General features: G+C 37.8%; 30 protein-coding genes. 5 read left to right on the plus strand and 25 right to left on the minus strand.

Annotation, left to right across the window (positions count from 1 at the left end; translation table 11 throughout):
• Window positions 1–140: 140 nt before the first annotated feature.
• Together NU09_RS16205 and NU09_RS16210 are read right to left on the minus strand one after the other, a co-directional pair.
• Window positions 141–1,331, minus strand: coding sequence for a pyridoxal phosphate-dependent aminotransferase (locus NU09_RS16205; RefSeq protein ID WP_129752358.1), 1,191 nt, complete (start codon window positions 1,329–1,331; stop codon window positions 141–143).
• A 161-nt stretch (window positions 1,332–1,492) separates the two neighbouring features.
• Window positions 1,493–1,921, minus strand: a complete 429-nt coding sequence (locus tag NU09_RS16210; protein WP_129752359.1) for a DUF1573 domain-containing protein — start codon at window positions 1,919–1,921, stop codon at window positions 1,493–1,495.
• 165 nt (window positions 1,922–2,086) lie between these two features.
• Between NU09_RS16210 and NU09_RS16215 the strand changes: the two genes are divergently transcribed.
• Window positions 2,087–4,717, plus strand: a complete 2,631-nt coding sequence (locus NU09_RS16215; RefSeq protein WP_129752360.1) for a valine--tRNA ligase — start codon at window positions 2,087–2,089, stop codon at window positions 4,715–4,717.
• A gap of 62 nt (window positions 4,718–4,779) precedes the next feature.
• On the opposite strand, the gene NU09_RS16220 is transcribed toward NU09_RS16215, so the two are convergent.
• The 8 genes from NU09_RS16220 to rsfS form a co-directional block, all read right to left on the minus strand.
• Complete coding sequence (locus tag NU09_RS16220; RefSeq protein ID WP_129752361.1) at window positions 4,780–5,859, minus strand: RHS repeat domain-containing protein; 1,080 nt, start codon at window positions 5,857–5,859, stop codon at window positions 4,780–4,782.
• 122 nt (window positions 5,860–5,981) lie between these two features.
• Window positions 5,982–6,752, minus strand: a complete 771-nt coding sequence (locus NU09_RS16225) for a superoxide dismutase (RefSeq protein WP_129752362.1) — start codon at window positions 6,750–6,752, stop codon at window positions 5,982–5,984.
• Between the two features lie 10 nt (window positions 6,753–6,762).
• A complete protein-coding gene (locus NU09_RS16230) occupies window positions 6,763–7,026 on the minus strand; it encodes an acyl-CoA-binding protein (RefSeq protein ID WP_129752363.1) in 264 nt (87 codons plus the stop codon).
• Window positions 7,027–7,680 (minus strand): phosphatidylserine decarboxylase family protein, encoded by a 654-nt coding sequence (locus NU09_RS16235; protein WP_129752364.1) that lies wholly within the window; start codon window positions 7,678–7,680, stop codon window positions 7,027–7,029.
• Window positions 7,670–8,476: a phosphatidate cytidylyltransferase gene (locus NU09_RS16240; RefSeq protein WP_129752365.1), complete on the minus strand. Its 807-nt coding sequence runs from the start codon at window positions 8,474–8,476 to the stop codon at window positions 7,670–7,672. The genes NU09_RS16235 and NU09_RS16240 overlap by 11 nt, the downstream gene beginning before the upstream one ends.
• Window positions 8,477–8,478: 2 nt before the next feature.
• Window positions 8,479–9,081 carry a lactate utilization protein B/C gene (locus tag NU09_RS16245; protein ID WP_129752366.1) on the minus strand — a complete coding sequence of 201 codons (603 nt, stop codon included), beginning with the start codon at window positions 9,079–9,081 and terminating at the stop codon, window positions 8,479–8,481.
• A gap of 107 nt (window positions 9,082–9,188) precedes the next feature.
• Window positions 9,189–11,117, minus strand: a complete 1,929-nt coding sequence (gene ftsH, locus NU09_RS16250; RefSeq protein WP_129752367.1) for an ATP-dependent zinc metalloprotease FtsH — start codon at window positions 11,115–11,117, stop codon at window positions 9,189–9,191.
• A 13-nt stretch (window positions 11,118–11,130) separates the two neighbouring features.
• Window positions 11,131–11,502 carry a ribosome silencing factor gene (gene rsfS / locus NU09_RS16255; RefSeq protein ID WP_129752368.1) on the minus strand — a complete coding sequence of 124 codons (372 nt, stop codon included), beginning with the start codon at window positions 11,500–11,502 and terminating at the stop codon, window positions 11,131–11,133.
• 89 nt (window positions 11,503–11,591) lie between these two features.
• Between rsfS and NU09_RS16260 the strand changes: the two genes are divergently transcribed.
• On the plus strand, window positions 11,592–12,320 hold the full coding sequence (locus NU09_RS16260) for a biotin--[acetyl-CoA-carboxylase] ligase (protein WP_129752369.1): 729 nt from the start codon (window positions 11,592–11,594) through the stop codon (window positions 12,318–12,320).
• Here NU09_RS16260 and NU09_RS16265 read toward each other — a convergent pair.
• The 5 genes from NU09_RS16265 to pyrE all read right to left on the minus strand — a co-directional run bounded on the left by NU09_RS16265 (window position 12,317) and on the right by pyrE (window position 15,508).
• On the minus strand, window positions 12,317–13,018 hold the full coding sequence (locus tag NU09_RS16265; RefSeq protein ID WP_129752370.1) for a DUF4241 domain-containing protein: 702 nt from the start codon (window positions 13,016–13,018) through the stop codon (window positions 12,317–12,319). The genes NU09_RS16260 and NU09_RS16265 overlap by 4 nt on opposite strands.
• A 65-nt stretch (window positions 13,019–13,083) precedes the next feature.
• Window positions 13,084–13,830, minus strand: a complete 747-nt coding sequence (locus NU09_RS16270; RefSeq protein ID WP_129752371.1) for a metallophosphoesterase family protein — start codon at window positions 13,828–13,830, stop codon at window positions 13,084–13,086.
• Window positions 13,830–14,360 (minus strand): hypothetical protein, encoded by a 531-nt coding sequence (locus NU09_RS16275; RefSeq protein ID WP_129752372.1) that lies wholly within the window; start codon window positions 14,358–14,360, stop codon window positions 13,830–13,832. The genes NU09_RS16270 and NU09_RS16275 overlap by 1 nt, the downstream gene beginning before the upstream one ends.
• A gap of 91 nt (window positions 14,361–14,451) precedes the next feature.
• Entirely contained in the window at window positions 14,452–14,844 is a 393-nt protein-coding gene (locus tag NU09_RS16280) for an SRPBCC family protein (RefSeq protein ID WP_129752373.1), read from the minus strand.
• A gap of 22 nt (window positions 14,845–14,866) precedes the next feature.
• Window positions 14,867–15,508 (minus strand): orotate phosphoribosyltransferase, encoded by a 642-nt coding sequence (gene pyrE / locus NU09_RS16285; protein WP_129752374.1) that lies wholly within the window; start codon window positions 15,506–15,508, stop codon window positions 14,867–14,869.
• Window positions 15,509–15,515: 7 nt separating this feature from the next.
• Here pyrE and NU09_RS16290 point away from each other — a divergent pair, with 7 nt between their 5' ends.
• On the plus strand, window positions 15,516–16,124 hold the full coding sequence (locus NU09_RS16290; protein ID WP_129752375.1) for an NUDIX hydrolase: 609 nt from the start codon (window positions 15,516–15,518) through the stop codon (window positions 16,122–16,124).
• Here the strand turns inward: NU09_RS16290 and NU09_RS16295 are convergent.
• The 4 genes from NU09_RS16295 to NU09_RS16310 form a co-directional block, all read right to left on the minus strand.
• Window positions 16,111–16,815, minus strand: a complete 705-nt coding sequence (locus NU09_RS16295) for a hypothetical protein (RefSeq protein ID WP_129752376.1) — start codon at window positions 16,813–16,815, stop codon at window positions 16,111–16,113. The two genes, NU09_RS16290 and NU09_RS16295, sit on opposite strands and share 14 nt — an antisense overlap.
• Before the next feature lie 79 nt (window positions 16,816–16,894).
• Entirely contained in the window at window positions 16,895–18,622 is a 1,728-nt protein-coding gene (locus tag NU09_RS16300) for a M14 family metallopeptidase (RefSeq protein WP_129752377.1), read from the minus strand.
• A 5-nt stretch (window positions 18,623–18,627) separates the two neighbouring features.
• Entirely contained in the window at window positions 18,628–19,083 is a 456-nt protein-coding gene (gene coaD / locus NU09_RS16305; RefSeq protein ID WP_129752378.1) for a pantetheine-phosphate adenylyltransferase, read from the minus strand.
• A gap of 5 nt (window positions 19,084–19,088) precedes the next feature.
• The gene (locus tag NU09_RS16310) at window positions 19,089–20,066 is read right to left on the minus strand and encodes a D-alanine--D-alanine ligase (RefSeq protein WP_129752379.1); all 978 of its coding nucleotides are present in this window, start codon (window positions 20,064–20,066) and stop codon (window positions 19,089–19,091) included.
• Between the two features lie 104 nt (window positions 20,067–20,170).
• On the opposite strand from NU09_RS16310, the gene NU09_RS16315 reads away from it, so the two are divergent.
• Window positions 20,171–20,761 carry a PASTA domain-containing protein gene (locus tag NU09_RS16315; protein ID WP_129752380.1) on the plus strand — a complete coding sequence of 197 codons (591 nt, stop codon included), beginning with the start codon at window positions 20,171–20,173 and terminating at the stop codon, window positions 20,759–20,761.
• Window positions 20,762–20,800: 39 nt separating this feature from the next.
• Window positions 20,801–21,841 (plus strand): RluA family pseudouridine synthase, encoded by a 1,041-nt coding sequence (locus tag NU09_RS16320; protein WP_129752381.1) that lies wholly within the window; start codon window positions 20,801–20,803, stop codon window positions 21,839–21,841.
• Window positions 21,842–22,048: 207 nt separating this feature from the next.
• On the opposite strand, the gene NU09_RS16325 is transcribed toward NU09_RS16320, so the two are convergent.
• The 6 genes from NU09_RS16325 to NU09_RS16350 form a co-directional block, all read right to left on the minus strand.
• Window positions 22,049–22,579 carry a YceI family protein gene (locus tag NU09_RS16325; RefSeq protein ID WP_129752382.1) on the minus strand — a complete coding sequence of 177 codons (531 nt, stop codon included), beginning with the start codon at window positions 22,577–22,579 and terminating at the stop codon, window positions 22,049–22,051.
• A 55-nt stretch (window positions 22,580–22,634) separates the two neighbouring features.
• The gene (locus tag NU09_RS16330; protein WP_129752383.1) at window positions 22,635–23,510 is read right to left on the minus strand and encodes a pirin family protein; all 876 of its coding nucleotides are present in this window, start codon (window positions 23,508–23,510) and stop codon (window positions 22,635–22,637) included.
• A 103-nt stretch (window positions 23,511–23,613) separates the two neighbouring features.
• Window positions 23,614–24,201: a Crp/Fnr family transcriptional regulator gene (locus NU09_RS16335; RefSeq protein ID WP_129752384.1), complete on the minus strand. Its 588-nt coding sequence runs from the start codon at window positions 24,199–24,201 to the stop codon at window positions 23,614–23,616.
• 178 nt (window positions 24,202–24,379) lie between these two features.
• Entirely contained in the window at window positions 24,380–24,742 is a 363-nt protein-coding gene (locus tag NU09_RS16340; RefSeq protein ID WP_129752385.1) for a VOC family protein, read from the minus strand.
• The gene (locus NU09_RS16345; RefSeq protein ID WP_129752386.1) at window positions 24,730–25,275 is read right to left on the minus strand and encodes a DUF4199 domain-containing protein; all 546 of its coding nucleotides are present in this window, start codon (window positions 25,273–25,275) and stop codon (window positions 24,730–24,732) included. Before NU09_RS16345 ends, NU09_RS16340 begins: the two co-directional genes overlap by 13 nt.
• A gap of 123 nt (window positions 25,276–25,398) precedes the next feature.
• Window positions 25,399–25,869: a response regulator transcription factor gene (locus NU09_RS16350; protein WP_129752387.1), complete on the minus strand. Its 471-nt coding sequence runs from the start codon at window positions 25,867–25,869 to the stop codon at window positions 25,399–25,401.
• Window positions 25,870–25,893 lie beyond the last annotated feature (24 nt).

Raw genomic sequence — 25,893 nt, forward strand, 5'->3', positions numbered from 1 at the left:
CTTCTCACTGAAGAGATAAGACGATAAACAAATGATAAAAAACAGGCAGCCCACGGGCTGCCTGTTTTGTTTTAATTAAATAGAATAAAAAAAGGGATGCACGTGCATTCCTTTTCGTTTTATAATATAAAAAGCTCTTCTTAGTTGTTGTATTGTTTAAGAGCTTCTTTAAGAATCTCTACAGAACGGATCAGATCTTCTTTCTTAAGAACATAAGCAATTCTTATTTCATCTAAACCAACATTAGGTGAAGAATAGAAACCTGCAGCAGGAGCAACCATTACAGTCTCTCCGTTAAAGTCAAATTTCTCAAGTAACCATTGTGCAAAGTTATCTGCATTTTTAACAGGAAGCTTAGCGATGCAATAAAAAGCACCTTTAGGTGTAGCAACCTTAACACCTTCAATTTTATTTAGCTCACTGATTAAAGTATCTCTGCGCTCTTTGTACTCGCTGATAACTTCATCAAAATAGCTTTGAGGTGTTTCAAGTGCTGCCTCACTTGCTATCTGAGCAAAAGTAGGAGGGCTTAGCCTTGCCTGAGCAAATTTCATTGCAGTAGTCATTACTTCTTTATTTTTAGAAACAATGCATCCTATTCTTGCTCCGCACATACTGTATCTTTTAGAAACAGAATCAATCATGATTGCATTTTCCTCAATACCCGGTACATTCATTACAGAGTAATGTTTGTCTCCGTCATAAGTAAATTCACGATAAACTTCATCGGCAATTAGGAAAAGGTCATGTTTCTTAACAAGCTCTGCAAGCTGTTGTATTTCTTCCTGGGTGTATAGGTATCCTGTTGGGTTACCAGGGTTACATATTAGGATAGCCTTGGTTTTAGGAGTGATAAGTTTCTCAAAATCGGCAATTGGAGGAAGTGCAAAACCTTCATCTATTGTAGAAATTACAGGAACAACTTTAACGCCCGAAGCTGTTGAAAAACCATTATAGTTAGCATAGAACGGTTCAGGAATAATAATTTCGTCTCCCTGATCCATAGTGCTACCCATAGCGAAAAGTAAAGCTTCAGAACCGCCTGTTGTAATGATAATATCGGCAGCATTAACCGATACTCCATGATTTTGGTAGTAATCAGCAAGTTTGTTTCTGTAACTTTCAAATCCGGCAGAGTGGCTATACTCTAATATCTTAACCGAATTGTTTTTTATAGCTTCCAAAGCAACTTCCGGAGTTTTGATATCCGGTTGGCCTATATTAAGGTGATATACCTTGTGGCCTTTTTTCTTTGCAGCCTCTGCATAAGGAACCAATTTTCTTATTGGAGACTCAGGCATTTGCTGGCCTTTATTTGAAACTTTAGGCATTGTATTGAATTTTAATTTTTTTGATGCGCAAATTTGCGACTTTTTTTAGAAACTTAATAATATTAAATTCATCTTATTCAGACTTATAGCAAAATTTAATGAATTGACTGAAAATAAAAAGCCCCTGCTACTGCAGGGGCTTTTTATTTGTTATACCTAAATTACTGGTTAGGAAGTGATTTTTTCTTCTCCAGTATATTAGCCGGTTCCTGTTTTACCACTTCGCCTTTTATTTTAAGTGCCACAACTCCGTCAGGATAATTTGTTGCATTAGAATATACAGTGATGGTTTTTCTTATTGGTCCCGGATTCATATTGTATTTTACTTCAATTTTTCCTGTCTCCCCAGGTTGAATAGGGTCTTTAGGTTTTGTTGGAACCGTACATCCGCAGGTAGATTTTACATCTTTAATGATAAGAGGTTCGTCACCTGTATTTGTAAATTCAAAAACTCTTAACCCGTTATCTGTTTCTTTGCTAACAGTGCCATAGTCAATGGTATCGGTTTTCAATTCCATCCGGGCACCTGTTTGAGCATTTGCAGCTAAACTGATAAAAAGTATAGCTATTAATCCTAAAAACTTTTTCATTTTGGTTAATTTTTTGTTTAGTAATTTTAGTAAAAGTAAATAGTTTTAAATAAAGAGCAAATATTCAGTACTCTTTTTTTTAATTTGTACTTATATGGTTACTTTTGCATACATTTTACAAAAATCAGACCATAAATCTTTTAAGATATTATTTTACAGATAGTTATGACGATACCTGCACAATTTGATGCTAAAGCAGTTGAGAAGAAATGGTACGACTACTGGATGAAGAACAATTACTTTCATTCTGAGCCGGACCAAAGAACACCGTACACCATAGTAATACCTCCGCCAAACGTAACAGGCGTGCTTCACATGGGGCACATGCTTAACAATACCATTCAGGATGTATTAATAAGAAGGGCAAGGCTTAAAGGCTTTAATGCCTGCTGGGTGCCGGGTACCGATCACGCTTCTATTGCTACCGAGGCTAAAGTTGTTGCTAAGCTTAAAGCGGAAGGTATAAACAAAAGCGATCTTACACGTGAAGAGTTCCTAAAGCACGCATGGGAATGGACCGACAAATACGGAGGTGTAATTCTTGATCAGCTTAAAAAACTGGGAGCTTCTTGTGACTGGGAACGTACTAAGTTTACTATGGATCCTGATATGTCAGCTTCAGTAATCCGTTCGTTTGTTGACTTATACAACAAAGGGCTTATTTACAGAGGATACAGGATGGTTAACTGGGATCCGGAGGCTAAAACGACACTTTCTGACGAAGAGGTTATCTATGAAGAAAGACAGGGTAAGCTTTATCATCTTAAATACCAGATTGAAGGTTCGGAAGATTTTGTAATTATTGCAACTACACGTCCTGAAACAATTTTAGGGGATACTGCTATTTGTATTAACCCTAATGATGAGCGCTATACGCATCTTAAAGGTAAAAAAGCTGTTGTTCCTATAGCAAACCGTGTAATTCCTATCATATTTGATGAGTATGTTGATATGGAGTTTGGTACTGGATGCCTAAAGGTAACCCCGGCTCACGATTTTAACGATAAAGAACTCGGCGAAAGACACAACCTTGAGATTATAGATATATTTAATGAAGATGCTACGCTTAACAGCTACGGACTTCATTATGCCGGTAAAGACCGTTTTGTTGTAAGGGATGAGATTGCCAAAGAACTTGAGACAATAGGAAATCTTGAGAAAATAGAAAATCATATTAATAAAGTTGGTACTTCTGAAAGGACTAAGGCTGTTATTGAGCCAAGGCTTTCTGACCAATGGTTCCTTAAGATGGAAGATTTGGTTAAGCCTGCTATAAAAGCAGTTTTAGAAACGGAAGAGGTTAAACTTTACCCGAAACGTTTTGATAATACTTACCGTCACTGGATGGAAAATATCCGTGACTGGAATATATCGCGTCAGCTATGGTGGGGACAGCAAATACCTGCTTACTACTTTGGAGACGGAAAAGAAGATTTTGTAGTTGCCGAGACTCCGGAAGCAGCTCTTGAGCTTGCTAAGCAGAGAACAGGTAATGCATCCCTTACTGCTGGAGACCTTAACCAGGATCCTGATGCTCTTGATACATGGTTCTCTTCATGGTTATGGCCTATGGCTGTATTTGGAGGGATTATGGATCCGGAAAATGAGCAGTACAAATATTATTATCCTACTAACGATCTTGTTACGGGTCCTGATATTCTTTTCTTCTGGGTAGCAAGGATGATTATTGCAGGTTATGAATATGCAGGGGAGAAGCCATTTACCAATGTTTACCTTACTGGTCTTGTTAGGGATAAGCAAAGGAGAAAAATGTCTAAATCGTTAGGTAACTCACCAGATCCGCTTGACCTTATTGATAAGTTTGGTGCCGATGGTGTTCGTGTGGGGCTACTTTTAAGTGCTTCTGCAGGAAACGATATTCTTTTTGATGAGGAGTTGTGTAATCAGGGTAAAGGATTTACCACTAAGATTTGGAATGCTTTCAGGCTTATAAAAGGCTGGGAGGTAAGTGATATTGAGCAACCGGAATATGCTAAAAAAGCGATAGAATGGTATGAGGCCAAGCTACAGAGAACTTTAGCTGAAATTGAAGATCATTTTGAGAAATACAGAATATCTGATGCTCTTATGGCTATCTATAAGCTGGTGTGGGATGATTTCTGCTCATGGTTCCTTGAAATGATTAAACCCGGTTATCAGCAGCCGATTGACAGGGTTACGTTTGATAAGGCAATAGAGATGCTTGAAAACAACCTTAAACTGCTTCACCCGTTTATGCCTTTCCTTACGGAAGAGATATGGCAGCATATTGCAGAGAGAACAGCTGAAGAAGCCCTTATTGTTGCAAAATGGCCGGAAGCAAAACAGTATGACGAAAAGCTTATTGCTGATTTTGACCAAGCAGCAGAGGTTATTGCCGGTTTAAGGACTATAAGAAAAGACAAGAATATACCATTTAAGGATACTATTGAACTTAAAGTTATTAATAACGATAAGTCTTCTGACTTTTTTGATACTATTATCGAAAAGCTTGGAAATGTTTCCGGATTAGAATATGTTACAGATAAAGTAAACGGGGCACTTACCTTTAGGGTTAAGTCTAACGAGTATTTTGTTCCTGTTTCGGGTAATGTAAATATTGAGGAGGAGATAGCTAAGCTGGAAGAAGAACTTAAATACAACCAGGGCTTCTTAAAATCGGTTCAGGCTAAACTTTCTAACGAGAAGTTTGTTAGTGGTGCACCTGAGAAAGTTGTAGCCATAGAGCGCCAGAAAGAGGCTGATGCATTGGCTAAAATTGCTACAATACAGCAAAGTCTTGAAAGTCTTAAATAAAAGAATTTCTATATAACAAAAAGAGCAGCTATTAAGCTGCTCTTTTTTATTTTAATAATATCTTATTCAAAGTATTTAAAAGTCCTTTCTACTATAATAGAAGGTTTATCGTTTATAGATATGATTTTTGATGTCCAGTTTCCTTTAGCATCATATTCATATTTGTAGCTCTTAGATTCTATAACAGTTTCCTTATCGTCTGTAACGGTAATTAGTGACATATTTCCTTTGTCGTCATAAGCATATCCGGCCTTATAAGTGATCTTGTCATTCTGGCGCATTATAGTGCCTATTTTATGGTTATTGGCATCGTAGTGGTGCTCTGTAGTATTTTCAGACTTGTCGTAGCCGTCATACATATACTCTTTTATCAGATTACCTTTGTCATAAGTATATTTGTTAACACTGCTCACTTTGCCATCACCATCAATTGTTTCTTTAGCAATCAGGTTGTCGCCATCATAAGCATAAGTAGTGGTATACTCAATTTTATTGTCTTTATTATAGCGAACGATAGAAATGATTCTGCCATTCTCATCATACTCATTTATATTTTTAAATTGTACAGTTTCAGTTTTAAGATAGGAGTGTTCTTCCTTTACGTTGCCGTTTTCGTCATACAGATAAACGGTTTTATCCATAAGGATGTCCTGTCCGTTGTACTTTAGTTCTTCAACCATATTACCGTTTTCAAAAGTCATGTCGGTTCTGGTTAACTGAGTTTCAGTCCCTGAATTCTTTTTAATGATTGAAGTATTGTTGTTTGCCTTGTCCCACACGTATTCAGTATTCATAAATGGCTTGCCCGACATGTACTGAACAATAGAAAGTGTTTTATCCTTTCCGTCAAAAGTCGTTTCTTCATACGGAGTGTCACCTTTCAGCCATTTTTTCTCCAACACTAGTTTGCCCTCGTCATTAAAGAAAAGATCAAAATCATGGCTGTACTTTACCTCACGCATTGGTTTTCCTCTTTCCATAGTGCCGTCTACAAGCTCGTATGATTTTTCACTAAGGCTTTCTACATTGCCTTTAAGTTCATACTTTGCCCAGTCACTTTTTTCATGGTCTACAACTTTTTTTTCTTCTTTTTGGCATGAAGCCATTATTAGCAGTAATGCAAAAGGAATTATACGTTTCATTTTAAGATTATGTTAAGAGTTTCAAAAGTCCGCTTTTTTTTTCAAAAAGTCAATTGAAGCATTCATTTTTTGAATAAAAAAATCCGCCACATGGGCGGATTTATATTTTTAACGGCAAAATATTATTTTGCTGTAGCGGCATCAAATTTTTTAGCTACTGCATCCCAGTTTATAACATTGTAAAAATTAGAGATGTAATCAGGTCTTTTGTTTTGGTAGTGCAGGTAGTAAGCATGTTCCCAAACATCTATCGCTAATATAGGAGTTCCTGAAATACCAACATTAGGCATTAAAGGGTTGTCCTGATTAGGAGTTTGCCCTACAGCCAGTTTACCGTTAGCATCTACATATAACCAAGCCCATCCTGAACCAAATTGTGTAGCAGCAGCATCGCTGAATTTTTCCTTAAAGCTGTCAAAAGAACCAAAGTCTCTGTTTATAGCTTCTGCAAGGGGACCTTTAGGTTCTCCTCCTGCATTTGGAGCCATAACTTCCCAGTATAGGTTATGGTTGTAGTAACCCCCGGCATTGTTTCTAAGGTTTTTGTTTTCCATATCCATACCTTTAAGGATTTCCTCGATAGTTTTGCTTTCAAGGGGAGTTCCTGCAACGGCTTTATTTAATTTGTTGGTATAGCCCACATGGTGTTTAGAGTAGTGGGTTTCCATAGTTTTAGCATCTATATAAGGCTCCAGAGCATTATAAGCATACCCAAGCTTAACCATTTGGAATTTTCCTTCTGCCTTTACATCATCAGGATTACCCATAGCCGGTGCTTCGGTTTTTTCTGCTTCGGGAACTTCAACTACTTCCTGCAGATCACTTTTTTCTTTGCACGATTGCATTGATGCAACCAATACTAAAGCCGAAAAGATCATCTTTACGTTTTTCATGATAGTAATTTTATTTAATTAGAGAATTTATAAGATCGATATAATACTGTTTGGCTTCGTCTGCACTTAAATGCCTTATCTGCATCCATGCATTCATTTTAAAAGCATTTCTAAGGTCGTAAGACTGATAATAGCTTTTGTTAGCATCGCCCAGTGTTGCCTGTTTGTAATAAGCATAAATCTTCAGCATGACATCCTGAGGTAAAGCCTCTGTCATGTTTGAAGCCTTTTCATAAGCTTCATGAAACAGGGTGTCTAAATCTTTCTCCTGCATTTAGGCCTTTTTTGCTATTATGGTTTTACCGCCTATAGCTTTTTGGTTAAGCTCAACGTTTATTTCTGTACCTAAAGGTAAGAATAAATCCACTCTTGACCCAAATTTTATAAAACCGGCATCGGTACCCTGTACCACATGCATACCTTCTTTAGCATAGTTAACAATCCTTCTGGCCAGTGCACCTGCAATTTGCCTGTACAGTATATCGCCAAATATCCTGTTCTCAATAACTACAGTTGTACGCTCGTTTTCTTCGCTGGCTTTTGGGTGCCATGCCACAAGGTATTTACCCGCGTGGTATTTACTGAATTTAACCAGTCCGTTTACCGCATACCGCGTTACGTGTACGTTGATGGGAGACATAAAGATTGAAACCTGTAAACGTTTGTCTTTAAAATACTCAGGCTCATATACCTCTTCTATAACTACAATCTTACCGTCTACCGGTGCAATAATAATGTGGTCTGCTGCATCAACAGGGCGTTTAGGGTTTCTAAAAAACTGTAGTATAAGCACCATGAATACAAGTGCAAATACTTCTATAAATTTTAATAGCCAGTAATTGTCTATAAACTTTTCTGCCAGTAAAACAATTACTACTGTTATTGCCAGCGACCCTAAAATGATTTTGGCTCCTTCTTTATGAAACATAATTTATTATTTGATAATACAAAAATAGAAAAGGTATTGCAAAAATAATACTATCCAGCCTGTCAAGTATACCTCCGTGACCCGGCATAATATTACCGCTGTCCTTCACACCGGCAACACGCTTGAATTTAGACTCCACCAAATCGCCCAGTGTACCGAAGATTACAAGGATAGTTCCGGCGCCCATCCATACGGCTGCCGACTGAAAATTATAAAAGATACTAAGTATGTAACTTCCTATAAGCGCAAATATTAATCCTCCTAAAAAGCCTTCTATGGTTTTTTTAGGTGAAATGCGTTCAAACAGTTTAGTCCTACCCATTGTTTTGCCTATTATATAAGCAAAAGTATCGTTAGTCCATATTATTATAAACGCGCCTATTATTAAATAAGGATTGTATTCTGCTCCTTTAAAAGGATATTTAGCAAGTAATACAAACGGAAGTATTACATAACCAATAAGTAATACTGCTTTCGCTATATCGTTTCTTTGGCCTGATGCCCCATTTTTAAACAGGTCCAGTATTAAGATGACCGAAATTATTAATGTGGCCAGGTTTATGGTAATGTTGTTTCCCAGACTATTTTTTGCAAAAAGAGTATAGATAATGAATAAGGCTGCCAAAAGCACGGCATGAAGCTTATTGAAGCCAACAAGATTGCAAAACTCTAAAACCGACAGAAGCATAAAAAGCCCAAAAAGGACTAAGAAACTTATTTCGGAATATAGGGTAGAGGCTATAAGCAGGATTATGTATACAATTCCTGATAGTGTCCTTGTTACGCTTTCGTTCATTATTACATGTCTTCCAACAGAAGAAGGTACAGGTTTTTTGCCGCACTTCCATAATGAAGGAAGTCTTCTTCTTTGGCTTTTTCAAAGTATTTAATAGTGGTGATGTTGGTAGGGTATTCCCTGTCGTATTTCTTCTTGATTTCCCTAAGGCCGTCGCTTTTAGAATTTAAAATCTGGCTGGTTGTGGCAAATATTACAATATTTGCAGGGAGCTCGTTAGGCTTGTTCTGTTTTATCTGGTTTGATGAAAACAGTATAGAGCCTTCGTCGGCAATAAGGTTCTCGCAGCTTGCTAATAAAAAGCGTGGCTTAGAAGGTTTATTGTATTCAAGTTTATTTTCGTCCAGTAAACTGTAAAGCTTAGGTTCAAAACATAAGACTTCACATTCAAACCAGTCATTTTCCTCTAAAATGTTCAAAAACTGGTCGTGAACCTCAGTAAGGTTGTCGCAGTATAAAAATTTTCCGCCGTTTTTTCTGAAGTTGTGGGTGAATAATTCATCAGCAGGTATTTCTTTCTCGGGTAAAAACGGACTGGTTTCCATGTTTTTATCCTCGTTTGAAGCATCATTGGGGGTACCAAAAATTTTTCTGAAAAGACTCATACCTAATTATTCGCGTTTTTCTGTAGATTTCAACCAAAGATAAAAAAATCTTAATTCAATACGGGTACTGAATTAAGATTTTTACTATAATTTATGATAATTAGAGCTTATGCCTCTGTAACTACTTCTGCATCTGGTCTTTCATAAGGCCTTTTGCCAAAAATATCTTCAAGGTCGTCTTTAAATATAACTTCTTTTTCGATAAGGATGTCAGCCAGTTTTAAAAGCTTGTCCCTGTTCTCTTCAAGTATATTTATAGCTCTTTTATATTGATCTTCTATAAGTACTGATATTTCTCCGTCAATAACCTTTGCTGTCTCTTCAGAGTATGGTTTAGAGAAATTGTACTCGCTTTGTCCTGATGAATCGTAGTAGGTAATATTCCCTAACTTATCGTTAAGACCATATATAGTAACCATTGCTCTTGCCTGTTTAGTAACCTTTTCAAGGTCGCTAAGTGCTCCTGTAGATATCTTATTGAAGATAACTTTTTCGGCAGCACGTCCGCCCATTGTGGCACACATTTCGTCAAGCATTTGATCCGGCCTTACAATAGAGCGCTCTTCCGGCAGGTACCATGCAGCACCAAGGCTTTGTCCGCGCGGTACAATAGTAACCTTAACAAGCGGCGCAGCGTGCTCTAGCATCCAGCTTACAGTTGCGTGACCTGCTTCGTGTACGGCAATAGCTCTTTTCTCCTCAGCAGTTATAATTTTATTTTTCTTTTCAAGACCACCTACAATCCTGTCTACAGCATCAAGGAAATCCTGTTTGTCTACTGATTTTTTATCTTTTCTTGCAGCGATTAGTGCAGCTTCGTTACAAACGTTTGCAATATCGGCACCAGAGAATCCAGGTGTTTGTTTTGCAAGGAACTCTGTATCCAGATTTTCCGATTTTTTAAGCGGCTTTAAGTGTACTTCAAAAATCTCTTTACGCTCCCTGATATCCGGAAGATCTACATAAATCTGTCTGTCAAAACGTCCTGCACGCATTAATGCTTTATCCAATACATCGGCACGGTTAGTAGCTGCCAATACAATTACGTTTGTATTAGTACCAAAACCATCCATTTCTGTTAGTAACTGGTTAAGTGTATTCTCACGTTCATCGTTAGAACCGGAGAAGTTGTTTTTACCACGTGCACGTCCTACTGCATCAATCTCATCGATAAAGATGATAGCAGGAGATTTTTCTTTAGCCTGTTTGAAAAGGTCTCTTACCCTTGAAGCTCCTACACCTACAAACATCTCAACAAAATCAGAACCTGAAAGGGAGAAGAAAGGTACTTTAGCTTCGCCGGCAACTGCCTTGGCAAGTAGAGTTTTACCTGTTCCCGGAGGACCTACAAGTAATGCTCCTTTAGGTATTTTACCACCTATGCTGGTATATTTTTCAGGGTTTTTAAGGAACTCTACAATTTCCTGTATTTCTTCCTTAGCTCCTTCAAGACCGGCAACATCTTTAAAAGTTACCTTAATGTCGTTTTTCTCGTCAAAAAGCTTGGCTTTAGATTTACCGATATTAAATATCTGGCCTCCGCCACCTCCGGTGCCGCCACCTGCCATTCTTCGCATCATGAAAACCCATAATGCTATAAGTACAACAATTGGTAGTAATGTAAGCAACAGGTCGCCCATCATGCTTTCCGGTTCAACAGAATAATCGTTGATCTTCCCGGCTTGTTTGGCCTCATCAAGTTTTTGGTCGAAAATTTCATTTTTAGGACCTTTGTTTACACTATATTGAGGACCTTTATTAAGCTCTCCAAGGAAATTTTCACTTACACCTTCGTGTTCTTTGCTTTTTAAAGCCTCTTCTTTAAGGTAGACTTCTACCTGGCTATTGTTTGAAACAACTTTATCTATCTGTCCGCTGTCAAGATATTCATAAAACTTTGAAAGCGAAATTGTTTTTGACCTGTTTAACATTGAACCGTTCAATGAAAAATTGATAGCCAGAAACATTAAGAAAATACCGCCGTATATAAGCCATGGGCTTACCTTCAACTTATTTGGTTTATTATCTTTTGACATGAATTTTTTTTTATTAGTAGTTGTTTCCTATTGAAGTAATTTTGGCATCACCCCAAAGGCTTTCTATGTTGTAGTACTCACGAATATGCTTTTGAAATACATGAACTACGATGTTTACATAGTCCATTAGTACCCATTCGCCGTTTTCTGTTCCTTCAACATGCCATGGTTTGTCCTTTAACTCTTTGGAAACTGTTTTTTGAACTGAGTGAACAATAGCGTTCACCTGTGTATTTGAGGTACCGTTGCAAATAACAAAGTAATCGCACACGGTATTATCGATTGCTCTTAAATCCAGAATATCTATATCACTACCCTTAACTTCTTCGATTCCTTTAATGATGTTTGCTAACAATACATCGGTGCTTATATTCTTTTTTGCCATTTAAAATTTTATATATTCTACAAAGTTATCATTTTTTGTATTTACTTTTGACCCTAATAAGGTATTAAAAAAAGTTATTTTGTTTTTTAATGAATATTATCAAACTCAATGCCATTAACTCCACTAACGACTATTTAAAAACGCTGTCGGGGACACAGTATCTGGAAAACTTTACTGTTGTTGTTGCCGAGAGCCAAACTAAAGGTAAAGGGCAAATGGGAGCCAAATGGAACACCGCACCGGGTAAAAACCTTACGTTTAGTGTGTTAATTAAAGATTTGCTTCTTGGTATCAACGAGATATTTAATCTTAATGTTGCTGTTGCCGTAAGTATTTTGCAGGCACTTGAAAAGCACAATGTTGATAAACTTTCGGTTAAATGGCCTAACGACATTTTGGCAGGCAACAAAAAGATTGGAGGCATACTTATAGAGAACAGCATTAAGAACAGCGGTGAGATTTTTTCGGTTGTGGGCATAGGGCTTAATGTTAATCAAACTGACTTTGAGGGGTTGCCTAAAGCGTCATCATTAGCAGTAGCTTGCGGGCATGAGTTTGACAAAACTGATGTTCTTGAAAATATTGTAACAAACCTTAAGCGCAATGTTGCTTCTTTGCTTCATAAAAATGTAGACCCGCTATGGGTAGCTTACCATAAAAACCTTTATAAAATAGGGGTGCCAATGCCTTTTGAAAAGGATGATAAAAAATTTATGGGTATTATACAGGGTGTTACAAGAAGCGGAAACCTTGAGTTACTACTTGAAGACGACACTATGGCAGAGTTTAAGATTAAAGAGCTGCAAATGCTTTATTAATCATAATCCTCATCATTGTCATCTTCTTCAAACTCATTGATTAGAAAGTCAATTACAAGCTCTACATTGTCGCCGTTTTCGTTTAATCCCCAATAAGAAGGGTAGTAGCCGTCTCCCCAGCCGGATGAGAACATTATTACATTATTGTCAGAATCCTTATCTGGGCGATGGTCGTTCCAGTCGCCTAAACTTCTCGAGAACTTATTTTTTGATGAATAGGCTTTAAACTCTTCCGAAAGTACTTCATCATAATAATTAGATTCAGGGTCTTTTTCTAAAAGGGCATCCATTTTTGCATTAAGCTGAGCGTTGGTTTCTTCGTCAAGAAAACACGCAAGTCCTGAGTCTACCGGAAAACCGAAAAATTCATCTTCTCCCAGTTCGTTAAGTTCGTCTTTGGTAATATCATCAGTAACTGCAAGCACCCATTTTGAGGCTTCCTCGGTCCTGAACTTAATTTTAGCATAGGCTACCCTGTAATGCTCTTCGTCTATTTGTGCCATATAAATATATACCGGATACTTGTCTGGTAGTACACTTCGCTTAAACGGACGCTGATCGTAGGTAAAGAAAGGGTCGGACGCAATAATTTTTCCTGTTGGCAGATTCAAATCGCCCACGTGAATTTCTACCAGTTCCTGCATTCCCATATCGTCATCCAGGTTGTATTCAAATTCAAAGTCGTCTGAGTTTTTCATAATTAGGTGAGTTTTATGGTAAGTTACTTAAAACAGTGGTAGTATGGTATTACTTTATAAAATTTTTAACCGGATTTTTGTGTAAACCTGTCATAGAAATTAGTGACAAGGCTTGTTTTTATACGGTTCTCTTCCAGTGTTATTATTCGGTATGCAAAAGAGTTGGTATTGATTTCTATGGTTGGTGAATTCTTTTTTACCTGAAACGCAGTAGAGGGAGTAATGTATTGGGTTATTTTTCTGTCGGTTCGTTTGTCAGGCATATGGTAGTGGCCGCAAAAAACGGTTATGTTATGCCTGCTTTCCTGTAATATATTGTTCACTGTATCCCTGTTTTTAAGCGGATAGGTTGTATCCATTCCCGTAGGGAAACCTAAAATAGGGTGGTGTACAAAAAGGACTATATGTTTTAGGGTATTTATTTCCTGCGAAAGCCATGCTAACTGGGGTTCGCTTATTTCACCCGAAGAGGAATCCATGTAAATGTATTTATAGAATTCATCCTCATGAGAATAATACAACTCATCTTCACCCTCGGTTTTAGTGCTTTTGTAAAAAGGAATTAGCTGAGAAAAAATGTCGTGATTGCCTAATGTTATTTTAAATCCGGACTTATAGTTTTCCAGCTTTTCAAAAAACCACTCAAGGTTTTCTTTATCGGCAAGATCGCCGGTAACAACAATATCATCAAACTTGTCTAAAGCAATATGTTCTAATACGGCTTTAAGGTTCTTCTTTGGGTTAGCCCCCCTGTCTATGGCAGTAGGGTCGCCAAGATGCGTATCGGTTATATGAGCAATAATTTTAGACATTACTCCTTTTTTTCATCCGGTTCAAAAACGGGATCCATTCTGCCGGGAATTTCCAGTTCGTCACTTAGGTTTGGTATAAGTGTTTTCATAGTAGGAAGGTTAAAACCTGCCGTGTCTAAGAAATACCAGTTTTTGCCTTCATTTTCTGAAATTGCAAGAAGTACAGAATTACTTGTCAGGGTACCACCCTCAACTTTCAGTTTTATCATTTGTACCAGTGTGCACTGCAGCGTATTATCTACTTTGTATATTTTTGAAGGTGATCCGTAATCCATAGATAAGAATGTCATGCCGTCTTTTTCCAGTCCTTCAACTTCCTTTTTAATATTTTCAATCATTTTAGCCCTTCCGCCCATATTTTTCAGGACTTTTGGGTATGTGAAGTCTGCAAACTTGCTGTAGTCTTTTGTAATAAATGCATTTCCCATCTTGTTTACCTGAGTAAGCATTGTTTTTTGGGTATTGGCATCCTGAGCACTAGCACTTATTAATCCTAAAGTGAAAACTAAAACAGTAATAATTCTTTTCATCTGATAATTAAAAAATTTCATTTTGATAAAAGTAATAAAAAAAGCCTTTTAGGCTAACTAAAAGGCTTTTTTGTTTTGTATTTATTGCTGGTTACAGCTTATGCATGTTGTTTGCAAGTGTCTCGATGAATTTGGTTATAGGGCCTTTTACCATCATGGCCATCATGGCATTAAACTCACCTTCAAATTTTAGCTGAACTTCGCTTGAAGAATCTGATACAGAATCAATGTTACCTGTTAAGGTAAAAGGAAGCTTATCGCTTGCAGCACCAAGAACCAGTTTGTTTGGGGCAGCTTTTTCCTTCATTTTAAGTTTAATTTCAGGCATGCCTTTTAATGCAAAAATAAAAGACTCATCTCCGGTAACCTCAAACTTTGCAATGTTGTCCGGCATAAGTTTTTCAAAATTCTTTACGTCGCTAAGCGCATCAAAAATATATTGTGCAGGTTTTTCAACCGTTACTTTAGGGCTTTCTAAATTCATATTATGTTTTGAGCTAAATTAATTACTGTCCCCAGGTATCAGGGGTTTTTCTCCACTCCTTAAGGGTATCATGCTCGTCTTCGGTAATGTATTTTTTAGCAACCGCTAAGTCTAAAAGGGTATCATAATTACCTAGAGTATTTAGTCTTACCCCTGCATTTTTAAAATTTTGTACCGATACGTCAAAACCATAAGTAAAAATGGCAACCATACCTTTTACGTTAGCACCGGCCTCTTTTAAAGCTTCTACTGCCATAAGGCTGCTTTTTCCTGTACTTATAAGGTCTTCTACCACAACCACGTTCTGGCCTTTTTGTAAAAAGCCTTCTACTTGATTCTGGCGTCCGTGTTTTTTAGGTTCAGGACGAACATAAACAAACGGAAGTCCCATAAGTTCTGCCACAAGCATACCTATACCAATGGCTCCGGTAGCTACTCCGGCAATTACATCGGGCTTACCATATTCTTTCTCTATATGTTTTGCAAACTCCTCTCTGATAAAGTTTCTTATCGGGGGGAACGACAGCGTAATCCTGTTATCACAATATATTGGAGACTTCCATCCTGAAGCCCATGTAAAAGGATTTTTAGGATTTAATTTAATTGCGTTTATTTGTAAAAGCAATTCGGCTGTTTTTTTAGCGGTATCTGTATTAAAAATCATAGTACAAATGTATAAAGTTTTTGTTAACGATAAGCCACTTTTTTTAACTAACCAGGTGGAGAAGGAAACAGATTTTAAAATGTTTCTGTTAGAGAGTGTTGATATTGAGCAGCTTATTATAAGCATGTTTAATAATAAGGTTAAAAAAGCTTTTCTTTATCATCCCGATGAGAAAGAAACCTTAAAGAAGCTTAAAGAGAAAATTCCGGTGGCAAAGGCCGGAGGCGGACTCGTATACAACAAAAAAGGGGAGGTGCTTTTTATTTTTCGTAACGGAAAATGGGACCTGCCTAAAGGTGGAATTGAAAAAGGGGAGGGCATAGAAGATGCCGCACTACGTGAAGTTGAGGAAGAAACCGGCGTAAAAAACCTTAAGATTACCCAAAAGCTGCAAAAAACCTATCACGTTTTTAAAAGAAACGGAAACTATAAGCTAAAGGTTACCCATTGGTATGAAATGAAAAGCGATTACAAGGGTAAACTACAGGCACAGGAGAACGAAGGAATAGAAAAAGTAGCCTGGCTTAACCCTGAGCAGATTAAAGAGGCTTTGACCAATTCTTATGAAAACATCAAACTGTTATTTGAGAACATGAAAGTACCTACGGAAGGATAGCAGGTCCAAGGAGCTTCATCCATAACGGGAAACCAATAATGCTTCCTGTAAGTCCACCTAGTATAAAAGTGAACCGTTGCTGTTTGGGTATTAATTTAAATACCACAATTAAAAGCAGTACTATTGCTATTGTAGCAGTAATAGCATTAAGAGACCATATCGGTAACCTAAAGTATTCTGATATATTGGTCTCGTCTCCCTGAGAAGTCCATTCTCCTCTGATAACCAAAAAGTATAGCCCGATAAAAAAATTGGCAACTTGTCTTGTCCAGAAGAAAGCCATAAAAACAAATGACCATTGCAATAATGTTAGTTTGTTTCCTATTTTTTTTCGGTTAAACCAAAGCAGTAAAAAACCTAAAGTTCCCGTTATGATAGTTTGAACAGGTCCGCCAAGTGTTACAAGGTTAGCACTTTTACGAGCTTTATGCATAAGAATAGAATATTTTTTCATAACAGCCTTATCCGTTCTACTTTTTAAAACTTCTTCGTTTTTAAAATGAAAATTACGAAATGTTTCATAATCTGTATTTTCATAATGCATTGAAGCATATCTTATTTTTGCTTCATAACCCAGTTTTTTGGCAACTATGTAGTGTCCGGCTTCGTGGGTGACTGCGCCTATTATAGTAAAAACTATAAAGCCTAAAACAACATAAATAAACAAACGGAAGTGTAAGGTGAAAGTCATGGAAAAGTAATTTCCATAAAAATAAAGAAAAATATTTCTTACAAATAAAAAAAGCAGGTATAAAAGCCTGCTTTTTTTATTATTTCATTTTCCTGTAAACAGGATATTGTAAATAAGATTTCTCGTAGTAAACCGATTGCCTGTAAATCCAGTCCAGTTGTGCTTCGCCGCTCTCTGCAAAGGCTTTGTCTTCCTGTTTCTTTTTCTCGAACGCCGCTTTTAGTTTGGGATCATCCTTAAGCAGTTTTGCAGCGGTATCTTCAAATACATAAGCAGAGAAATATTCTTTTTGTTGCAGTATGGCATCAAAAAAGTTCCAGTTAAAGTAGGAATCAGGCGCTTCAGGCTCTAAGGTTTCCAGCAGATATTTTACATTAGGCTGTTTAGTACTGATTATAAAATCGCCTTTATGAAACTGAACTTTTTCTGTTTTTACGGATACCTTAGTGCTGTTATGAGGGTGGTGACCTTCATAAGCGTTAGAGCTCGTTTTATAATCAATTATACTATAGCTTTCCACCTCAATTTCCATATCCCTGTCCAGAGGCTGCATGTCTATACCGTTAAGCTTTAAAAGTTCTATGGCATTCCACCATGATTTAGGTACAATATAAGCCTCAGGAATAGTAACCTCTTTTACCGGACTGTATTCCTGATAATAAGGTAAATTCTTTTTAAACGGCTTGGATCTGTCATAATACAACCTTGGTTTTCCCGAGACCTCACTAGTTTTGTAATCACCTTCATAACCTAAAAACTCCAGTTGGGTTACCTGGGTTTTGTCCAGTTCCCATAGCAGGGTATATTTCATACCCGGTTGGTAGTTTTTAAGGTTCTCGGCACGAAGCTGTTTTATATTTTTATAGTTCTTTTCTATATAATCTATAGAAGCCACCATATAATCGTAAGTCACCTTAACACGCGGTGCATAATCCTTAAGCATGTGTGTTTCGGGCATAGAGCCAATGGTGTTGAACATAGAGGCATACCCTGTAGAATATCTTGGGTAATCCATAAACTGTTCAAAACCGCCATCGGGCTTTTGGTCGTGTATGTTTACATAAGGAGTCGCTTCAGTACCCTGTTTTTTCATGTCGGCAAGAATTGCAGGGAGCATATCATTTTTAAAATAAGTGCCCAGCTCCCCACCCAGTTTTTGGTGATGGGTAGCAATATAGGTAAATGTATACTGATAGTCGGCACCATTGCTAACATGATTGTCTATAAACACATCGGGGTTTACCTTTTGGAAAATCTCAGCAAAGCTCCTGCTGTTTTTGGTGTCCGATTTCAGGAAGTCCCTGTTAAGGTCATAATTGCGGGCATTGCCCCTAAAACCATAGCTCTCCGGTCCGTTTTGGTTGGCACGGGTGTGGGAGTTGCGGTTTAGTGCACCGCCTATGTTATATATTGGAATGTTTACAATAACCGTATTCTCGGGTGTTTTTAGTTTACCTGTGGCAAGGTCACGATAAAGCATCATCGTAGCATCTATGCCGTCGGGTTCACCCGGATGTATACCATTGTTTAATAATAAAACAGCCCTGTTTTTGTGTATCGCTTTAAAATCAAAGTTCTTTTGTGGATCAAAAATCACGATATGTAACGGCTCACCACTATCGGTAAGCCCCATGGGCACCATCTGTATGGTTTCAAAGCTATTGTCAAGCATTTTAAAATAAGCAATGGTCTCGGCATAAGTTGCCGTTTGGTTGCCGTTGCCTTTTTCATACGGAGTAAGGTACTTGTCGTTATTTTGTGCCATAAGCTGCAGGGAGAACAGGATTAATACAAGCGATTTTTTCATAATCATTATTTTACCCTAACCGAATCGGGAACTAAAATAGTATAATCACCACCGTTGCGCAGCACATCCCTTACAATGCTTGAGCTTATGTAAGATGTTCTTGCTGCCGTAAGCAGGAATACGGTTTCTATTTTAGACAGTTCGCGGTTAGTGTGTGCAATAGCCTTTTCAAATTCAAAGTCGGCCGGGTTTCTAAGCCCTCTCAGTATAAACTGGGCACCTACTTTTTGGCAAAGGTCTATGGTTAGGCCTTCATAAGTAATAACCTCTACTTTGGGCTGATCCTTAAAGGCTTCTTCTATAAAGCGTTTGCGTTCTTCCAACGGGAACATATATTTTTTTTCGGCATTAATCCCAATGGCTATAATAACCTTATCAAAAAGCTTTACGCCTCTTTTAATAATGTCATAATGCCCAAGGGTAATAGGGTCGAACGATCCCGGAAATACTGCTGTTTTCATATATTTTATTTTTTTGCCAAAGCCTGTTCTATGGCATTATCAAATAGCTGTGGTAACGAAATACCAGCTTCGCGTGCCTGTTGCGGCAGGATACTCTCGGTAGTAAGTCCCGGTACGGTATTCATTTCAAGCAGGTAAGGCTCATCATTCACAATGATGTACTCACTGCGAGAAAAGCCGTCCATTTTTAATATTTCATAAACGCGTTTTGCCACGCTGTTTACTTTTTGTGTAAGTTCATCAGATATTCTTGCCGGAGTTATTTCCTGCGACTGCCCCAGATATTTGGCTTCATAATCAAAAAAGTCGTTTTCAGATACTATTTCCGTAATAGGAAGTACAGTAACCACACCACCATAATTAATTACACCTACCGATACCTCTGTACCGTCAAGAAAGCTTTCAATGATAATCTCGTTATCTTCTTTATATGCTTTTTCTATAGCAGGACTAAGCTCTTCTTTCGTCTTAACTTTAGAGATACCAAAGCTTGACCCTGATCTGTTTGGTTTAACAAAACATGGTAATCCTACCTTATCAATAATGGCCTGTTCGTTTATTTCGTCGCCCAGATTTAGGTAATGCGATACCGCAGTTTTGATTCCGTATGGTTTTAAAACCGAAAGCAAATCCCTCTTGTTAAAGGTTAATGCTGCCTGGTAGGGATCGCATGAGGTTTGCGGAATATTAAGCAACTGAAGGTAAGCCTGCATTAGTCCGTCTTCGCCGGGTGTACCGTGAATGGCATTGAAAACCGCATCAAAAGTTACCTTTTTTCCGTTGTAATCAACAGAGAAATCATGTTTGTTCACAAGGTATTCGTTACTTTCGTCGTCTACCATTACCCATTTGTCCTTAAGGATGTGCAGGCGGTAGGGATTGTATTTTGTTTTGTCCAGAAATTGGTACACAACATTCCCGCTTTTAAGGGAAATTTGATATTCACTGGAATATCCGCCCATGATAATGGCAACATTTTTCATTCTAAATGCGTTAAGTATTAGGTTTTGCTTACACAAAAATATCATTATTTGTCTAAACTTATAAAGTTTAGTATTATTTATATCTTTGCCAAAAATCATAGTAAATGAGCCTTAAAAACTTTTTGACAAGTAAAGCATTCTTGAAGCAGATAATTATAGCGCTTATAGTTACTGTAATTGTGGTATTTGCCGTTATGAAATGGCTTAACAGCACCACTAACCACGATCAGAAAATACAGGTGCCCGACCTGACAAAGAAATTGGTTAATAAGGCCGAAGCAGAGCTTGAAGCTCTAACATTAACTTATGTTATTGTAGATACGGTTGACTACAAACCGGATTATCCTGCTTATGCCATTGTACAACAGGATCCGCTACCTAAAGCTTTTGTAAAAGAAAACCGTAAGATATACATTAAGCTTAACGCAGGCGGTTATGATGATATTAACCTACCGGATCTTATCCAAAAAACCAAAAGGGCATCAGAATCTATGCTTAAAAGTGTAGGCCTTGAAATAGGTGAGGTTACTTATAAACCGTACCTTGCTAAAGATGTTGTACTTGAAATGAGACAAAACGGTAAAAAGGTTAAGGCTGGCGATAAGGTTAAAAAGGCATCTAAGATTGACCTTGTACTTGGCGACGGCAAAACAGGTTACAACATCTCTGACGATGATAGGGATAATATGCCTTGAAGCTCAGAAGAAGAAAAATAAATAAGCAGAAAGATATAAATGAGTCAGGTTATAACAGAGCAGGAGCCGGATGACGAGCTTTATGAGCATCACCGATTTGTAGCAGGTAAAGGACAGGCCCCGCTAAGAGTAGATAAGTTTTTAATGAACCTGATGGAAAATGCCACCAGGAACAAAATACAGCAGGCAGCTGCCGATGGTAATATATTTGTAAACGATGTTGCAGTAAAATCCAATTATAAGGTTAAGGCTAACGATGTGGTGCGTGTATTACTGGAGCACCCGCCGTATGAGCTTCTTTTAACACCGGAAAACATTCCGTTAGATATAGTGTATGAAGACGACCAGCTTCTTGTTATAAACAAAGAGCCGGGTATGGTTGTGCATCCGGGGCATGGTAACTATAGTGGTACGCTGGTAAATGCACTGGCTTATCATTTTGAGAACCTGCCTATGAACAGCAGCGAAAGGCGGGGACTGGTACACAGGATTGATAAAGATACATCAGGGCTTTTGGTTATTGCCAAGACCGAGCAGGCTATGGCACACCTTACCAAACAGTTTGCCGATAAAACATCTGAAAGGGAGTATATCGCTATTGTTTGGGGAGATATTGAGGAAGAAGAAGGCACTATTGAAGGTAATATAGACCGCCACGTTAAAGACCGTATGCAAATGGCTGTATTTGCCGATGGAAGCCAGGGTAAACATGCCGTAACTCACTACAAGGTATTAGAGCGTCTAGGTTATGTGACTGTGGTTTCGTGCCAGCTGGAAACAGGTCGTACTCACCAGATTCGTGTACACATGAAGCACATAGGGCATACCTTATTTAACGATGCGCGCTATGGCGGAGATAAAATACTTAAAGGCACTACTTTTACCAAGTACAAGCAGTTTATAGACAACTGTTTTAAAATACTGCCAAGACAGGCGCTACATGCTAAGACTTTAGGTTTTGAGCACCCTACGACAAAAGAGTTTATGCGTTTTGACAGCGAAGTACCTCAGGATATGGTTGAGTGTATTGAAAAATGGAGAACCTATTCTAAATCGCATACCATTGAGGATGACGAATAGCATTATGATTCGTTAATTTGGTTATTTGTTAATGCGAAAGCGAACACAGGTTGTCATTTCGACGAAGTAGAAATCTCAAACAGAATTAACAGAAATAAATAAAACTCTCAGCCATTATGACTGGGAGTTTTTTAGTGTCCATAAAAAAACCTGCGGTCCGTTAAAAGGAACCGCAGGTTTCGGGAAACATATATAAAGGTAAACCAGTTACTGTTTAATAAACTGTAATTCTATAGCAAGTTTAACTTCCTCACCAACAAGAACACCACCGGCTTCTAGAGCAGAGTTCCAGTTTAGTCCCCAGTCCTTACGGTTTATTTTACCTGTAATGGAGAAACCTGTTTTGGTATTACCCCAAGGGTCTTTTGCAAGTCCGCCAAATTCTACGTCAAGTTTTACCGGTTTTGTAACCCCGTGTAAAGTAAGGTCTCCTTTAAGAGTATACTCTCCTTCGTCTTCTTTAGTAAAAGAAGTAGCAGAGAAAGTTAATTTAGGAAATTTTGCAGCGTCAAAAAAGTCGGCGCTTAAAAGGTGCGCATCCCTGTCGGCATTACCAGTTGTTATAGAATCAACCTCTCCGGTAAATTCTATTTTAGCATTTTCAAAATCGTCTCCGTTAGTTTCAATGTAAGCGTCAAACTTTTGGAAGCTTCCTGAAACGTTAGTAAACATCATGTGTTTTACTTTAAATCCTATTTCTGAGTGTGAAGGGTCTATTACCCATTTAGTTGCAGACATAATTTATTAATTTTTAATTGTTATTGATTTAATTTCTGTATTAAGTTACTGATTTTTAAACTGTCATTGGTACATCCATTATTAATATTTCGGCACCTTTACTTAAAGCCTTTATAGTAATACTGTTACTGTCCCATACGCCAAGTCCGTCTCTGCGGTTAAGGGTTATACCGTTAATGCTGAAGTCGCCTTCCAAAACAAACACATATACACCGTTACCCTTTTTCTTAAAGTCATATTTAGTGCTTTTATCTTTATCAAACTTTCCTAAGTGGAACCATGCGTCCTGATGGATCCATACACCGGCATCATTAGGGTTTGGCGAAAGTATCTGTTGCATTTTGTTTTGCCTGTCGGCTGCCTTTAGTGTTATCTGGTCATAACGTGGGGTAACATTCCTTTTGTTAGGATATACCCATATTTGAAGAAACTTGGTAAGCTTGTCTTTATTCTTGTTGTATTCGCTGTGATAAATACCTGTACCGGCACTCATAACCTGAATATCGCCATTTTTTATAACCGTGGTATTGCCCATACTGTCTTTGTGTTCAAGGTCTCCTTCCAGCGGAATGGAAATGATTTCCATATTATCGTGCGGGTGAGTACCAAAACCCATTCCCGGATCTACACGGTCGTCATTAAGTACCCTTAGTACACCAAAGTGCATCCTGTCGGGATTATAATAGTTGGCAAAGCTAAAAGTGTGGTGAGAATCTAACCAGCCATGATTAGCGTGGCCTCGTGTGTTTGCTTTATGAAGAACTGTGCTTTCGGTTATTTTAGAATCTTCGTTAGGGAGATGGTTGTAACCTATAGGTTCCAGTGGTTGTATTTCGTCTATATCGTTTTTAAGCGCATCGCCTACAGCAGATGAGGCAACAAACATTCCTGTGCCCATCAGTCCTTTCTTTATAAAATCTTTTCGGTTCATAGTAGCGGTTGTTTTAATATTACAGTACAAAGTTGCGTAATACTAAAACCCAAAACATTGAACTAGGACAAGAAATACATTTTAGATAGAAAATTTGTAGATATTAATGTTTTGCAATCTTAGCTCTTACTTTACTAAGGAATTCTGCAGAAATACCAAGGTATGAGGCTATATAGTGCTGAGCTACACGCTGTGGCAGGGTAGGATAGTGGTCTAAAAACTCAAGGTATTTGTCCACAGCCGTTTTAGCTATGGTATTAAAAAGCCTGTCCTGTGTAACGGCAAGATTACGGTATAACAGTATTCTGAAAGCCCTTTCAAATCTTGGGGCTTTTTTAAAAAGCTCTTCTTTGCTTTCTGGAGTAAAGATAAGGAGTTCACAATCCTCTAATGTTTCAATAAATGTATGGCTGGGCCTGTTTTCATAAATACTAAAGGAGATATCGCTAACCCAGGAGTTTTCTATAGCAAACTGAAGTATAACTTCCTGCCCGCCTGCATCTATATAATACTTTCTTATACAGCCCTTAATTACAAAAGCCTCAAAGTTGCACATTTCCCCTTCATGCAGCATGATGGTTTTTTTTGGTACTTCCCTATATTCAAGCAGTGAATTTAAAATATCCAGTTCTTCTTTGGAAAAAGAAACATACCGGCTAATGCTTTCATTTATTTGTGAATACTTGTCCATGCTGTAAGAGTTTACAACAAATATAAATTATTTAAGGGTACAAAAAAAGTGCTGTCTCAAAAGCAAAATGCACTGTTTTTCCATTTCGACCTTGTGGAGAAATCTTTAAATATGGGTTTGAGATTTCTCGACTTCACTGCGTTACGCTCGAAATGACACTCTTGAGACAGCTCTTTATTTATTCATTTTCGGGAATAGGTTCCCATAATTCTATTTTATTTCCTTCCGGATCATAAACCCAAGCGAATTTACCAAATGACGCTTCGTCGCGTTTTTCATCTATTCGTACTCCATCGGCTTTTAGCATTTCAAGGAACTCTTCCAGTCCTTCAACCCTGAAGTTTACCATAAACTGCTGGTTTTTGCTAAAATATTTGGTGTCTGCCTTAAATGGAGCAAATACCGTAGGGCCCTGTTCCTGTTCCCATATTTTGCCACTGCCTATCGAGTGTATCCCGAAATACTTTTCATACCACTGGCTTAATGCCGTACTGTCCTGTGAACGGAAAAATAATCCGCCTATTCCTGTTATTCTGCCCATGCCTTAAATTCTTCTTTATTTTGTTTAGGTCTCTTTTTAAGTATTAGGGCAGCTAGTAACGTAAATATTATTCCTACCCATAAAATTTCAACATACGTATAAAGTATTACCATCAAAGGATTTTTGTAGTTCTCAACAAATTTTGCATTCTCGGCTATTTGGGCATTTATTTGTTCTGCAGTACTTCCTGTTTCCCTCATCTGTTCAACGATCTTATCCCCGTACTGTTGAGCAAAATTTGGGTAATAGTTGTAAAATATTATAAGCCATACAAAAACATATATAGTTGAGGTAATAAGCGACATAAGCAGTCCCATCTTTAATGCTTTTAGAAATGTAATAGAACCCCCGGCCTGTTTATCCCTGTAATTTTTAATACCCACAAAAATTAAAGAGAAGCCCACAATCATGGATGCAAAGCCGATAATCATGGCATTTGTCATATTCTCGTGCCCGGTAAGGAAAGTAATGACGTACCCGATGATACTTATTACCCCTCCGATTAAACCGTAAGTTAAGATAGTTTTTGTCATACCTGTTATTTGTTTTTATTGTTTGTTTATGGTGCAAAAATGAGTAATATCACATAAAACAGCCTCATCCTTTCGGGTGATTTTGCTGTTTTTTATAAAATTACAACTTTTGGGTGATAGGTGTTAAGGTATGATGCTCAGTCTTTTAGCTTTTTCAACGGCTTGAGTACGTCGTTTAACCTCCATTTTTTCAAAAAGTTTGCCTGAGTGTGTCTTAATTGTGTTGAGCGATACAAAAAGCTGGTCGGCAATTTCCTTATTGCTCATTCCTTTTGCCATAAGTTCTAAAACTTCAAGTTCGCGTATGGTAAGGTTAAGGTTATCCAGCTCTTTTTGGTTAAGAACAAATTCCGGAGTAGGGGTAACGTATACCTCTTTTTCCACAACAATAGTTTTTGGTTTAGGCTTAAATAGCTTTAAGGCAAGCCAAATACCAAGCCCCATAAAAACGGCAGCGATGATACCAATGTAAATATCCAGGGAAGTACTAAGCACTAAAAAACGAAATTCCAGCCAGCGTAGCAATAAAAGCAGCAACGCAAGGCTGGAACTGTATAGTATTAAATCTTTATGTTTCTTAAAAGCCTTAAACATGTTGGGGACTGTTTAGGGCAAAGA

The sequence above is a fragment of the Flavobacterium beibuense genome (genome assembly GCF_004151245.1).
Taxonomy (GTDB): domain Bacteria; phylum Bacteroidota; class Bacteroidia; order Flavobacteriales; family Flavobacteriaceae; genus Flavobacterium; species Flavobacterium beibuense_A.

What these genes read in the sequence shown, in the direction of transcription:
- NU09_RS16205 (WP_129752358.1), bottom strand. Translation starts at nt 1,331, where the DNA reads ATGCCTAAAGTTTCAAATAAAGGCCAGCAAATGCCTGAGTCTCCAATA.
- NU09_RS16260 (WP_129752369.1), top strand. Translation starts at nt 11,592, where the DNA reads ATGAATATTATCAAACTCAATGCCATTAACTCCACTAACGACTATTTA.
- NU09_RS16275 (WP_129752372.1), bottom strand. Translation starts at nt 14,360, where the DNA reads ATGAAAAGAATTATTACTGTTTTAGTTTTCACTTTAGGATTAATAAGT.
- NU09_RS16325 (WP_129752382.1), bottom strand. Translation starts at nt 22,579, where the DNA reads ATGTCTGCAACTAAATGGGTAATAGACCCTTCACACTCAGAAATAGGA.
- NU09_RS16315 (WP_129752380.1), top strand. Translation starts at nt 20,171, where the DNA reads ATGAGCCTTAAAAACTTTTTGACAAGTAAAGCATTCTTGAAGCAGATA.
- NU09_RS16230 (WP_129752363.1), bottom strand. Translation starts at nt 7,026, where the DNA reads ATGCAGGAGAAAGATTTAGACACCCTGTTTCATGAAGCTTATGAAAAG.
- NU09_RS16280 (WP_129752373.1), bottom strand. Translation starts at nt 14,844, where the DNA reads ATGAATTTAGAAAGCCCTAAAGTAACGGTTGAAAAACCTGCACAATAT.
- NU09_RS16330 (WP_129752383.1), bottom strand. Translation starts at nt 23,510, where the DNA reads ATGAACCGAAAAGATTTTATAAAGAAAGGACTGATGGGCACAGGAATG.
- coaD (WP_129752378.1), bottom strand. Translation starts at nt 19,083, where the DNA reads ATGAAAACAGCAGTATTTCCGGGATCGTTCGACCCTATTACCCTTGGG.
- NU09_RS16245 (WP_129752366.1), bottom strand. Translation starts at nt 9,081, where the DNA reads ATGAGTCTTTTCAGAAAAATTTTTGGTACCCCCAATGATGCTTCAAAC.
- NU09_RS16235 (WP_129752364.1), bottom strand. Translation starts at nt 7,680, where the DNA reads ATGTTTCATAAAGAAGGAGCCAAAATCATTTTAGGGTCGCTGGCAATA.
- NU09_RS16240 (WP_129752365.1), bottom strand. Translation starts at nt 8,476, where the DNA reads ATGAACGAAAGCGTAACAAGGACACTATCAGGAATTGTATACATAATC.
- NU09_RS16345 (WP_129752386.1), bottom strand. Translation starts at nt 25,275, where the DNA reads ATGACAAAAACTATCTTAACTTACGGTTTAATCGGAGGGGTAATAAGT.
- NU09_RS16215 (WP_129752360.1), top strand. Translation starts at nt 2,087, where the DNA reads ATGACGATACCTGCACAATTTGATGCTAAAGCAGTTGAGAAGAAATGG.
- NU09_RS16270 (WP_129752371.1), bottom strand. Translation starts at nt 13,830, where the DNA reads ATGTCTAAAATTATTGCTCATATAACCGATACGCATCTTGGCGACCCT.
- NU09_RS16300 (WP_129752377.1), bottom strand. Translation starts at nt 18,622, where the DNA reads ATGAAAAAATCGCTTGTATTAATCCTGTTCTCCCTGCAGCTTATGGCA.
- NU09_RS16350 (WP_129752387.1), bottom strand. Translation starts at nt 25,869, where the DNA reads ATGTTTAAGGCTTTTAAGAAACATAAAGATTTAATACTATACAGTTCC.
- NU09_RS16320 (WP_129752381.1), top strand. Translation starts at nt 20,801, where the DNA reads ATGAGTCAGGTTATAACAGAGCAGGAGCCGGATGACGAGCTTTATGAG.
- rsfS (WP_129752368.1), bottom strand. Translation starts at nt 11,502, where the DNA reads ATGGCAAAAAAGAATATAAGCACCGATGTATTGTTAGCAAACATCATT.
- NU09_RS16290 (WP_129752375.1), top strand. Translation starts at nt 15,516, where the DNA reads ATGTATAAAGTTTTTGTTAACGATAAGCCACTTTTTTTAACTAACCAG.
- pyrE (WP_129752374.1), bottom strand. Translation starts at nt 15,508, where the DNA reads ATGATTTTTAATACAGATACCGCTAAAAAAACAGCCGAATTGCTTTTA.
- NU09_RS16340 (WP_129752385.1), bottom strand. Translation starts at nt 24,742, where the DNA reads ATGGGCAGAATAACAGGAATAGGCGGATTATTTTTCCGTTCACAGGAC.
- NU09_RS16220 (WP_129752361.1), bottom strand. Translation starts at nt 5,859, where the DNA reads ATGAAACGTATAATTCCTTTTGCATTACTGCTAATAATGGCTTCATGC.
- NU09_RS16335 (WP_129752384.1), bottom strand. Translation starts at nt 24,201, where the DNA reads ATGGACAAGTATTCACAAATAAATGAAAGCATTAGCCGGTATGTTTCT.
- NU09_RS16265 (WP_129752370.1), bottom strand. Translation starts at nt 13,018, where the DNA reads ATGAAAAACTCAGACGACTTTGAATTTGAATACAACCTGGATGACGAT.
- NU09_RS16210 (WP_129752359.1), bottom strand. Translation starts at nt 1,921, where the DNA reads ATGAAAAAGTTTTTAGGATTAATAGCTATACTTTTTATCAGTTTAGCT.
- NU09_RS16225 (WP_129752362.1), bottom strand. Translation starts at nt 6,752, where the DNA reads ATGAAAAACGTAAAGATGATCTTTTCGGCTTTAGTATTGGTTGCATCA.
- NU09_RS16295 (WP_129752376.1), bottom strand. Translation starts at nt 16,815, where the DNA reads ATGACTTTCACCTTACACTTCCGTTTGTTTATTTATGTTGTTTTAGGC.
- ftsH (WP_129752367.1), bottom strand. Translation starts at nt 11,117, where the DNA reads ATGTCAAAAGATAATAAACCAAATAAGTTGAAGGTAAGCCCATGGCTT.
- NU09_RS16310 (WP_129752379.1), bottom strand. Translation starts at nt 20,066, where the DNA reads ATGAAAAATGTTGCCATTATCATGGGCGGATATTCCAGTGAATATCAA.